The sequence below is a fragment of the Saccharopolyspora sp. NPDC049357 genome (assembly GCF_040677225.1).
Lineage (GTDB): Bacteria > Actinomycetota > Actinomycetes > Mycobacteriales > Pseudonocardiaceae > Saccharopolyspora.
Map to the genome: position 1 here is coordinate 1 of NZ_JBFAQJ010000076.1, position 10,825 is coordinate 10,825.

A 10,825-nucleotide genomic window follows, 5' to 3' on the forward strand; every position below is an offset into this window, starting at 1 on the left:
CCATCCGCGCGCGGGTCTTGATCCACGACGGCTTCTTCTCGATCGGAGTCTGGCTGTTGCGGGCCTCCAACCGCAGCAGCTTGCGACCCTCAGGCGCCACAGTCACGCGCCCAGGCTACGCCCTCCACCCCCGGTGTTGGTCAAGGGAGTCAGGCTGAGCTGGGAAGATTTCCGCAGGTGGTGACGGCTGTCACCGCGGGCTCGGAAGCTGTGCGGAATGCTGCGAGCGCCGGTCCCGAACCGGGCACGCTGCACAGTTCGGCCGGCGCCGGGCTCGCTTCAGAGGCTCGGGATGAGCTTGCGGAGCGGACGCTGTCGCTCGTCCCGGTTCGTGATCGGGGTCGCGCGCAGGAGTTGGACGAAGGTGCGGCCGACGCGGGCGATCTCGCGCGGTGGCTCGTGCTCCTCCGCGAGGCCGGCGGCGATCGCCAGCAGCCGGTGCTCGCGCGCGGTGGCCTCCGACAGCGCGGGGCTGGCGGAGTGGAGGTCCAGCGCGGCGCGCAGGCCCGGGTTCGCGCTCGCGGTGCGGCGCCACGCCATGGTGACCGCCTTGACGCGGTCGTCGTGCGGTCCGTTCTCGGTGTCGATCAGCGCGACCTCGACGCGGCCGGTCAGCTGCTGCATCCACTTGTGGTGCAGCGCGGTGAGCAGCTCGTCGGTGTCGCGGAAGGGGCTGGGCACGGTGTCGAAGGCCGCTGTGAGGTCTCGACGAGCGCTGTCGAGTACCTCGGCCAACGCCTGTTGCCTCTGGTGGAAGTCGTTCCAGCTCATGGCGCTCTCCAGGGGTCGGGGATACCCGAGGTGCAGCGACATACCCTCGGTATGTCGCGGGATCACGGTAGCACGGCGTCGTACCGTCGGTATGCCATAGGCTTGTGAGCATGGCTACAGCACGTCCGCGGCGCGTCGAGTACTCCGAAGCCACCAGGCAGGCGCTGGTGGATTCGGCCGTGGACCTGTTCACCGAGCACGGCTACTCGCAGACCTCGCTCGAAGAGATCGCCAAGCGGGCGCGGGTCACCAAAGGCGCGCTGTACCACCACTTCGGCGGCAAGCAGGCGCTGTTCGAAGCCGCCTTCAGCGCGGTGGAGTCCGGTGTCGTGGCGCGGTTGTCGGAGGTCGTCTCGGATCCGGGCGACCCGTGGGAGGCAACCCGGTCCGGGCTGCGGGCGTTCCTGGAGGTCTGCTTGGAACCCTCCTACCAGCGCATCGTCGTGCAGGACGGGCCCGCGGTGATGGGCTGGGGCCGCTGGCGCGACGCGGAGGAGGCCTACACCTTCGGCGTGCTGCGCACCGTCGTGTCCAACCTGATCGCCTCCGGCGAGATCGGTGACGAGCTGCCGGTCGACGCGCTGGCGCGAATCATGTTCGGCGCGCTGTCGGCCGGTGCGATCGCGATCGCCGCGTCCTCCTCGCCGATGCAGGAGCGCGCCGACATCGCGGTGTGCATCGAGCGGGTGCTCAACGGTCTGCGCGTGGGCTGACCGCCACGGCGCCTGGTGGTTCGGGCAACTAGCCTCGGAGATCGTGACAGAGAAATTCCAGTTGCGGATCTTCACCGAACCCCAGGAGGGCGCCAGTTACGACGATCTGCTGCGCGTCGCCAAGCACGCCGAGGACACCGGCTACGACGCGTTCTTCCGCTCCGACCACTACTTGAAGATGGGGCCGGTCACCGGCGAGCCCGGCCCGACCGACGCCTGGGTGACCCTGGGCGGTCTCGCGCGCGAGACCAGCAGGTTGCGGCTGGGCACCCTCATGACGGCCGGGACCTTCCGGCTGCCCGGCCCGCTGGCGATCTCGGTCGCGCAGGTCGACCAGATGTCCGGCGGGCGCGTCGAGTTCGGTCTGGGCAGCGGCTGGTACGAGGAGGAGCACACCGCCTACGGCATCCCGTTCCCGTCTCTGAAGGAGCGGTTCGACCGCTACGCCGAACAGCTGGAGATCATCACCGGCCTGTGGGAGACGCCGGACGGTGAGACGTACTCCTTCGACGGCGAGCACTACCAGCTCACCGACTCCCCGGCACTGCCCAAGCCCGCTCAGCGACCGCGTCCGCCGGTGCTGATCGGCGGTGCGGGCAAGAAGCGCACCCCGGCGCTGGCGGCCCGGTTCGCCGACGAGTTCAACCTGCCGTTCGTCGACGTCGAGACCGCCGCCGCGCAGTTCGAGCGCGTCGACGCCGCCTGCCAGGCGATCGGCCGGGACAGCGGTGAGATCGTGCGGTCCGCGGCGATGGTGCTGTGCGTCGGCAAGAACGAGGGCGAACTCGCCCGCCGCGCCGAGTCCATCGGCCGCGAGGTCGCCGAGCTGCGCGACAACGGCCTGGCGGGCACGCCGGACGAGGTCGTCGACACGATCGGCTCCTGGCGCGAGCGCACCGGCATCACCCGTCTCTACCTGCAGGTCCTCGACCTCGCCGACCTCGATCACCTCGACGTCGTCGCCGACCAGGTCACCCCGCAGCTGTGACTCCGCCGCGGGTGGCCGGTCGACCCGGTCACCCGCGGCCGTCCTAACCGGACGATCGGGGTCGCCCGGTTCTCCGGCCTCTGTTGGCCTTTTCAGTGGAACGTGGGAGGTCGTGTTGTCGCAGGTGGGAACGGGCTCGTTACAGCGGGAGCTCGGCGCCGCGTTGCCCGGGAAGGTGCGGACGGACCGGACCGCCTGCGCGGCCTACGCCTCCGATGCGTCGATCTACCGGCGGGTGCCGCTGGCGATCGTCGAGCCGGAGGACGACGCCGACGTCGCCCTGGTGGTGCGGGCGGCGGCGGAGGCCGGGGTCGCGGTGACGGCGCGGGGCGGCGGGACCTCGGTGGCGGGCAACGCCATCGGAACCGGTGTGGTGCTGGACTTCTCGCGGCGGATGGACCGGATCCTGGAGATCGATGCGCGGGCGCGCACCGCGCGGGTGCAACCGGGCGTCGTGCTCGACGACCTGCGCGCGGCCGCGGCGGTGCACGGGCTGACCTTCGCGCCCGACCCGTCCACCCACTCCCGCTGCACGATCGGCGGGATGATCGGCAACAACGCCTGCGGCGCGCACTCCGTCGTCTGGGGCACCACGGCCGACAACGTCGTCGAGCTGCGGCTGATCCGCGCCGACGGCAGCGCGCTCACCGCCACCTCGACCGGCAGCGACGACCCGGAGCTGGATGCGAGACTGCGCGAGCTGGTGGGCGAGGACCTCGCGCTGCTGCGCACCGAGCTCGGCCGGTTCAACCGGCAGGTCTCCGGCTACGGCCTTCAGCACCTGCTCCCGGAGCGGGGGTTCGACCTGGCCAAGGCCCTGGTCGGCAGCGAGAGCACCTGCGGGATCGTCACCGAGGCGACCGTGCGGCTGGTGCCGACGCCGACCGCTCGGGCGCTCGCGGTGATCGGCTTCCCGGACGTCTACCTGGCCGCCGAAGTCGCGCCGGAGCTCGCTGCGGCCGGAGCGATGACGGTCGAGGGGATGGGCGCGGACCTGCTCGCGGCGCTGCGTTCCCGGCCGGGCCGCGAGAGCGCGGGCCAGGCGCTGCCGGACGGTCATGCCTGGCTCTACTGCGAAGCCGGGGGAGACACGCCCGGCGAAGCCGAGCGGCGGGCCGGTGAGCTCGCGCGGTTGGCGACGTCGCGGATCCCCGGGGCGAACTCGGTGGTCGTGACCGATCCGGTCCGGAGCCGGGAGCTGTGGCGGATCCGGGAGTCCGGGGCGGGCATCGTCACGCGCCTGTCCGACGGCGGTGAGGCATGGCCGGGTTGGGAGGACTCCGCCGTCCCGCCCGAGAACCTGGCCTCCTACCTGCGAGATCTGTACGCGCTGCTGGATTCCCACGGCCTGCGCGGTGTTCCGTTCGGGCACTTCGGCGAAGGCTGCCTGCACCTGCGGGTCGACTTCCAGCTGGGCACCGAGGAGGGTCTGGCCGCCTACCGGTCGTTCATCACCGAAGCCGCTCGACTGGTCGTCTCGCACGGCGGTTCGGTGTCCGGGGAACACGGCGACGGGCGTGCGCGCTCGGAACTGCTGCGGCACATGTACTCCCGCCGAGCCCGGGACCGCTTCGCGGAGTTCAAGCGGATCTTCGACCCCGGCGGGGTCCTCAACCCCGAGGTCCTGGTGGATCCGGCGCCCCTCGACGCCGGTGTGCGGCCCGGACCGGGGCATCGCGCGCTGGAAGTCACTCCGGTCCACGCGTTCAGCCGCGATCGGGGTTCGTTCGCCGCCGCCGTCGACCGCTGCGTCGGGGTCGGCACCTGCCGCAACCTCGACACCGGGAGCATGTGCCCGTCGTTCAAGGTGACCCGCGACGAGGTGCACTCGACCCGGGGGAGGGCCAGGGTGCTGGCCGAGATGCTGCGCGGTGAGTCCGTTGTGGACGGATGGCGGTCCGCCGAAGCGCTGGAGGCGCTGGACCTGTGCCTGTCCTGCAAGGCGTGCGCGAGCGACTGCCCGGTCAACGTCGACATGGCCACCTACAAGGCCGAGTTCCTGCACCACCACTACCGGGGCCGGCCGCGGCCGAGGGCGCACTACTCGATGGGCTGGCTGCCGGTGTGGACCCGGCTGATGTCGGCGGTGCCCGGCACGGCGTCCGCGGTGAACCGGCTGCTGGCCGCGCGGCCGGTGTCGCAGCTGGTCGCACGGCTGGGCGGGATCGAGCGGCGGCGGGAGATGATCCGCTTCGCACCCCGATCGCTGGTCCGGCGACTCCGGCGGCGCGAACCTCGCGGCGGCGAGACCGTGGTGCTGTGGCCGGACACCTTCACCAACCACCTCAGCCCCGAGGTCGGCGAAGCGGCGGTGGAGGTGCTGGAGGCGCTGGGTTACCGGGTCGTGCTGCCGGAGGGATTCGTGTGCTGCGGCCTGACCTGGCACTCCACCGGGCAGCTGGGCACGGCTCGGAAGGTCCTGGCCCGCTCGCTGAAGTCCCTCGCGCCCCACTTGGCGGCTGGGCGTGCGGTGATCGGGCTCGAACCGTCCTGCACCGTGATGCTGCGCGACGAGGCCACCGAGCTGCTGCCCGGAGACCCCCGGGCGAAGCGCCTGGCCGCTCAGACCAGGACGTTCGGCGAGTTCGTCGCCGCGCACGACGGTCCGCTGCCGTTCGGGCGGCTCGACGTCGAGGCGATCGCCCAGGTCCACTGCCACCAGGAGGCGAAGGGGAGCTGGGAACCGGATCGGGAGCTGCTCGAACGCCTCGGTGTCGAACCCGACGTCATCTCCGCCGGATGCTGCGGCCTCGCGGGCAACTTCGGTTTCGAACCCGGGCACTGGGAGGTCTCCCAGGCTTGCGCGGAGCGCGAGCTCTTCCCCAAGGTCCGCGAGGCCGGTGCGGACGTGCTCGTGCTGGCCGACGGCTTCTCCTGCCGCACCCAGATCGACCAGGGGACTTCTCGCCGGGCGACCCATCTCGCCGAGGTGCTGCGCGCGGCTCTCCGGAGCGGCTGACCGCGGTTCGACGGGATCAGCGGAGCTGGTCGGCGACGTCGGAGGCCGCCGCGAGCAGGACGAGCGCCGGGATCGCGGCCTTCGGCCGGAGCCGGTAGGAGCCGCGCTTGTCCTGCTCCACGAGGTTCGTCGCGGTGAGGGACTTGAGGTGGTGGTAGAGCCGACCGGTCGAACCCAGCTCGGCGGCCTCCTGGAGGGCGGTGGCGGGCTGCGGGCCCTGGGTGGCCAGCAACCGGACGATCGCCGCGCGGGCCGGGTGGCCGAGGGCCGCGAGGACGTCGGTGCGCGGCCCGTCGGGCAGTTCGAGCACCCGAGCGGGATCGACCTGGACGCTCCAGTCCAGCTCGGCGGGCTCGGCCAGGTGGCCCTCGTAGCGCAGGTGGCCGCCGCTGGGCTCGGCGGCGGCCGGTTCCGAACCGGTGGAGCGCTCGGACTCCAGGGCGGCCACGCGGGCTTCGAGGGCTTCGACGCGCTGTTGCAAGTCCACGCGACGAGCTTGCCTCAGCCGCCCAGCGCCGCCATCAGCCGGTCCCGCCAACGCGGGTCCTCGATGGCCAGCAGCAGCGGCAGTCCCGGGTCTCCGGCGCTCAGCTGCTCGGCGCTGATGTCGCCGTGCGACAGCAGCGCACCCCAGCCCAGCGACCCGTCCGTCCGGCGCACCGAGATTCCGCTGGTCAGCACACCGGGAAGGCTGCCGCCCTTGAGCCCGACACCGGCCACGCCCGGTGGTGGCGAGCCCGCCAGCGGGCGTTCCAGGTGCTCGCGCGCCAGACCGCCTCCGGAGCTGAGCGCGCTGTGCACCGCGGCCAGCCTCGCCGCGGAACCCGCCGCCGTGGTCGAGGCCCACGAGACCTGCTCCGGGTATCGGGGAAGGCCGGACCGCATGCGTCGCAGCACTTCCTGACGCAGCGCCGGATCGTCGCGGTGCCGCCGCTCCAGCGCGAAACCCCAGGCCCGGCGTGCGGCGACCGGAAGCCCGGCGGGTGGTGCGGTTTCCGGCAGCGCGAGGAACAGGTACTCCGCGCACAGCGATCGCACGTCCGCGTCCGGCCAGCCGCGCACCGCGGCGGCTCGGATGACCGCGTCCGCGCCCAGGCGGTCGCGCAGCAGGTCCGGTGCGGCGCTGTCGCTGAACAGGATCATCACCGCGACCACGTCGTCCAGCGCCACCCGGTGCTCGGGATCGGCCGCGTGGAGCCCGGTTTCGCCGGTGGGAACGCCGAGGTGGCGCAGGCTCGCCGCGTGCGCGCCTCCGTCGGTGGGCACGTAGTAGCGCTCCCAGTCACCGACCCGCACGAGCTCGCGAGGGTCCAGCCGGCCGGTCTCGACGGCGTCGGCGTAGGCGGCCAGGTGCAGGACCTTGACGGCAGAGGCCAGCGGCTGCGCGGAATCAGCGCGGTGGGTCAGGTGGTTCCCGCGGCCGTCGTCGAGCACGAGGCCCAGGCCGTTCCGGTGGGCGGCGATCCAGCTCAACCAGCCATCGGGCGTCGCCAGGTCGGGCGGGGCCGCGAGGGCGGGGCGGGTCAGCAGCAGGGGAGCCGTGGCTCCGGCCGCGACGAGCAGGCTCCGACGGGACAGCGACATGCCACTCCTCTGGTAGTCCGTATTTCCGGAATACTAGAGGAGTGGAGTCGTTCTTGTCAGCGGAGGCTGGGGTCCAGCGCCAGCGTGACGCCCGCAGCAGCGGGCTGGTGACGGGGGATGTTGCGCTCGGCGAGTTCCAACCGGCCGTCCAGCGCGTCCTGCACCGCCTGCTCGACCAGCGGATACGCCTCGTCGACCGGGACGTCGCGGCCGAGCTCGTCCGACAGCGACGTCGTCCCCGCATCGGCGATGCCGCAGGGCACGATGCGGTCGAACTCGCGCAGGTCGGCGTTGCAGTTGAGCTCCAGGCCGTGCATCGTCACACCGCGCTGCACGCGGATGCCGATGGCGGCGATCTTGCGCTCCGGGCGCCCGTCGACCGCGGGCAGCCACACGCCGCTGCGGCCCTCCACCCGACCGGCGTCGAGGCCGAACTGGTCGCACACGTGGATCAGCGCCTGCTCCAGGCGGCGCACGTAGTCCACGACGTCGATCGGGTCGGACAGCAGCACGATCGGATAGCCGACGATCTGGCCCGGGCCGTGCCAGGTGATCTTGCCGCCGCGGTCCACGTCGATGACCGGCGTGCCGTCCGAGGGGCGGTCCTCCGGTTGCGTCCGCTTGCCCGCGGTGTAGACCGACGGATGTTCCAGCAGCAGCAGGGTGTCGGGGTTCTGGCCCTCGACCCGGCCGCCGGCCAGCTCGCGCTGCAGATCCCAGGCGTCCAGGTAATCGATGGTTCCCAGGTGCCGCACGGCCATCGGCTCGGACGACTCGCGGCACGAAGAATTGGCACGATTCACGGCGCCAGGCTACGCCCTCTGAACAGGTCGGCAGCCGAAGGTCGGTTACCTCCCGGTAGCCGCGGCCAGCGCCGCTCCGAGCGTCGGGTGCTGGAAGGTGAAACCGTGGGCCTCCAGCACTGTCGGCATCGCCCGCTGTCCGGTCAGCGCGGTGTCGGCGAGCTCGCCCATGGCGATCCGCAGCGCGAAACCGGGCACGATCCACGGAGCCGGACGGCCCAGCGCCTCGCCGAGCGAGCGGGTGAACTGGGCGTTGGTCACCGGTGCCGGGCCGGTGAGGTTCACCGGCCCCGAGACGTCCGGGTTCTCCAGCACGAACCGGATCGCGGCGATCTCGTCGTCCAGCGAGATCCAGGGCATGTACTGGGTTCCCGAACCGAGCCTGCCACCGAGCATCAGCGAGAACAACGGCCGGAGCTGCCCGAGCAGACCGCCGGAGGGCGAGATCACCAGTCCGCTGCGCAGCAGCACCACCCGGGCACCGGCATCGGCGGCGGGCGCCGTCGCCGCCTCCCACCTGCGGCACAGCGAGGCCAGGAAGTCCGTGCCCGGCGGGGAGGTCTCGGTGACCGGGTGCGAACCGGTGTCGCCGTAGAAACCGACCGCCGAAGCGTTGGCCAGGACCGGGACGCCGGCCGCGGCGACCGCCTCCGCGAGCACCTCGGTGGAGCGCACCCTGGCCTGCAGCAGGTGGCGCTTGCGCTCCGGGCTCCAGCGCTTGTCGCCGATGCCCGGACCGCTCAGGTTCACCACCGCGTCCGCGCCCTCCAGCGCCTCGGCGTCCAGCTTCCCGGAGTCGGGGTCCCAACTCCGCTCGTCCGGAGCGGCGGGCGTTCGGCGGACCAGCCGCACCACCTCGTGCTCAGCTTGGCGGAGCCCGGCCACCAATGACGTACCGATCAGCCCTGACGATCCGGCGACGACGACGCGCATGCCCGGCATCGTCTCGCACCGGTGGTCCCCGCGCGAACCCTTCCGGTGCGAAAGAAGCGACCGCCCACCGGAACCGGTGAGCGGTCGCTTCTGATCGTTTCAGGTGTGGGGCTCAGTCTGCACCGTTGAGCGAGGTGAGCACCAACCCTCGTCAGAGGCCGAGGTCGGCCTCGAAAGCTCCCTCTTCGAGACGCTGCTTGAGCGTGGTGAGGAACCGGGCGGCGTCGGCGCCGTCGACCAGGCGGTGGTCGTAGGACAGCGCCAGGTAGACCATCGAGCGGATGGCGATCGTGTCGCCGCCGTTCTCGTCGGCCACCACGACCGGGCGCTTGACGACGGTGCCGGTGCCCAGCATGCCCACCTGCGGCGGGTTGAGGATCGGCGTGTCGAACAGCGCGCCCCGGCTACCGGTGTTGGTGATGGTGAAGGTGCCACCGGAGAGCTCGTCGGGCTTGATCTTGTTGTTGCGGGTCCGCGCCGCCAGGTCGGCGATCTTGCGGGCCAGTCCGCCGAGGTTGAGGTCCCCGGCGTCGTGGATCACCGGCGAGACCAGGCCGCGCTCGGTGTCCACGGCGATCGCGAGGTGCTCGGCGCCGTGGTAGGTCACCGAGGAGTTCTCCTCGTCGATCGAGGCGTTGAGCTTCGGGTGCAGCTTCAGCGCCTCGGCCGCGGCCTTGGCGAAGAACGGCAGGAACGAGAGCTTGACGCCCTCGGACGCCTCGAAGCCGCCCTTGGCGCGGTCGCGCAGCCGGGCGATCCGGGTGACGTCGACCTCGATCACCGTGGTCAGCTGAGCCGCGGTCTGCAGCGACTCGACCATGCGGCGGGCCAGCAGCTGCCGCAGGCGCGACATCTTCTGCGTGGTGCCGCGCAGCGCCTTGGCCTCGTCCGACGGCTCGACCGCGGTGACCGGGGCGGAGCTCGTCGCCGCGGCGGCCGGAGCAGCCGGTGCGGCCGGGGCGGTCTGGGCCGGGGCCTGCTTGGCGTCGATCGCGGCCTGGACGTCCTGCTTGCGGATGCGACCGCCGACGCCGCTGCCCTTGATCGAGGTCAGGTCGATGCCGTGCTCGTTGGCCAGCTTGCGCACCAGCGGAGTCACGTACGGAGCGCCACCGTTGTTCGCCGGCGCCTCTTCCTCCTGAGCCGGAGCGGCCGGGGCCGCAGCGGGAGCCGCCGGGGCCGCGGGCGCCGGGGCCGCGGGCGCCGGGGCGGCCGGTGCCGGAGCAGCGGCGGCCGGAGCGGCGGGAGCGGCCGGGGGTTCCGGCGCGGGCTCGGGAGCCGAGTCGGCGGGCGCGGCGGCACCGGCGGCGCCGATCACGGCCAGCTTCGCGCCGACCTCGACGGTGTCGTCCTCGCCGGCGCTGATCTCCAGCAGCGTGCCGGCGACCGGCGACGGGATCTCGGTGTCGACCTTGTCGGTGGAGACCTCCAGCAGCGGCTCGTCGACCTCGACCGACTCGCCGATCTGCTTGAGCCACCGGGTGATCGTGCCTTCGGAGACGCTCTCGCCCAGCGCGGGCATGGTGACGTCGGTGCCCTGCCCACCACCGGCCGGGGCGGCCGGCGCGGCCGGGGCCGGAGCGGACTCGGCCGCCGGAGCGGCGGGAGCCTCGGCGGCGGGAGCGGGCTCAGGCTCGGGCTCCGGCTCGGCGGCCGGAGCCGCGGCCGGGGCGGCGGACGCCTCGCCGCCGTCGCCGATGACGGCGAGCTCGCCGCCGATCTCAACGGTGTCGTCCTCCTGGGCGACGATGCGCTGCAGCACACCGGCGGCCGGGGACGGGATTTCGGTGTCGACCTTGTCGGTGGAGACCTCCAGCAGGGGTTCGTCGACCTCGACGGTCTCGCCCTCCTGCTTGAGCCACCGGGTGATCGTGCCCTCGGCGACGCTCTCGCCGAGCGCCGGCATCTGAACGGAGAAGGCCATCGGTTGCTGACTCCTCGTGGGTGTGGCGGGGTGCGGCTGTCTTTTCGCTGCTGCTGCGTGCGGGTGTCAGCCGTGCACGTGCAGCGGCTTGCCGGCCAGGGCGAGGTGGGCCTCGCCCAGGGCTTCGGTCTGGGTGGGGTGGGCGTGGAC

At 72.4% G+C, this 10,825-nt stretch carries 9 protein-coding genes and 1 pseudogene; 3 read left to right on the forward strand and 7 right to left on the reverse strand.

Annotation, left to right across the window (positions count from 1 at the left end; genetic code table 11):
• Positions 1-106, reverse strand: a pseudogene (locus AB0J91_RS32590) (lipoyl synthase); the annotation flags it as partial.
• Between the two features lie 173 nt (positions 107-279).
• Positions 280-771, reverse strand: coding sequence for a hypothetical protein (locus tag AB0J91_RS32595; protein WP_363876786.1), 492 nt, complete (start codon positions 769-771; stop codon positions 280-282).
• A 110-nt stretch (positions 772-881) separates the two neighbouring features.
• Here AB0J91_RS32595 and AB0J91_RS32600 point away from each other — a divergent pair, with 110 nt between their 5' ends.
• The 3 genes from AB0J91_RS32600 (at position 882) to AB0J91_RS32610 (ending at position 5,431) form a co-directional block, all read left to right on the forward strand.
• Positions 882-1,484, forward strand: a complete 603-nt coding sequence (locus AB0J91_RS32600) for a TetR/AcrR family transcriptional regulator (RefSeq protein ID WP_363790507.1) — start codon at positions 882-884, stop codon at positions 1,482-1,484.
• 43 nt (positions 1,485-1,527) lie between these two features.
• Positions 1,528-2,472: an LLM class F420-dependent oxidoreductase gene (locus tag AB0J91_RS32605; protein ID WP_363876788.1), complete on the forward strand. Its 945-nt coding sequence runs from the start codon at positions 1,528-1,530 to the stop codon at positions 2,470-2,472.
• Between the two features lie 124 nt (positions 2,473-2,596).
• Positions 2,597-5,431 (forward strand): FAD-binding and (Fe-S)-binding domain-containing protein, encoded by a 2,835-nt coding sequence (locus AB0J91_RS32610; protein ID WP_363876804.1) that lies wholly within the window; start codon positions 2,597-2,599, stop codon positions 5,429-5,431.
• A gap of 16 nt (positions 5,432-5,447) precedes the next feature.
• On the opposite strand, the gene AB0J91_RS32615 is transcribed toward AB0J91_RS32610, so the two are convergent.
• The 5 genes from AB0J91_RS32615 to sucB all read right to left on the reverse strand — a co-directional run bounded on the left by AB0J91_RS32615 (position 5,448) and on the right by sucB (position 10,675).
• On the reverse strand, positions 5,448-5,918 hold the full coding sequence (locus AB0J91_RS32615) for a winged helix-turn-helix domain-containing protein (protein ID WP_363876790.1): 471 nt from the start codon (positions 5,916-5,918) through the stop codon (positions 5,448-5,450).
• A gap of 14 nt (positions 5,919-5,932) precedes the next feature.
• A complete protein-coding gene (locus tag AB0J91_RS32620) occupies positions 5,933-7,015 on the reverse strand; it encodes a serine hydrolase (protein ID WP_363876793.1) in 1,083 nt (360 codons plus the stop codon).
• Between the two features lie 56 nt (positions 7,016-7,071).
• Positions 7,072-7,818 (reverse strand): lipoyl(octanoyl) transferase LipB, encoded by a 747-nt coding sequence (gene lipB, locus AB0J91_RS32625; RefSeq protein WP_363876796.1) that lies wholly within the window; start codon positions 7,816-7,818, stop codon positions 7,072-7,074.
• A 45-nt stretch (positions 7,819-7,863) separates the two neighbouring features.
• Complete coding sequence (locus tag AB0J91_RS32630) at positions 7,864-8,751, reverse strand: TIGR01777 family oxidoreductase (RefSeq protein WP_363876798.1); 888 nt, start codon at positions 8,749-8,751, stop codon at positions 7,864-7,866.
• A gap of 151 nt (positions 8,752-8,902) precedes the next feature.
• Positions 8,903-10,675 carry a 2-oxoglutarate dehydrogenase, E2 component, dihydrolipoamide succinyltransferase gene (gene sucB / locus AB0J91_RS32635; protein WP_363876801.1) on the reverse strand — a complete coding sequence of 591 codons (1,773 nt, stop codon included), beginning with the start codon at positions 10,673-10,675 and terminating at the stop codon, positions 8,903-8,905.
• Positions 10,676-10,825: the final 150 nt, after the last annotated feature.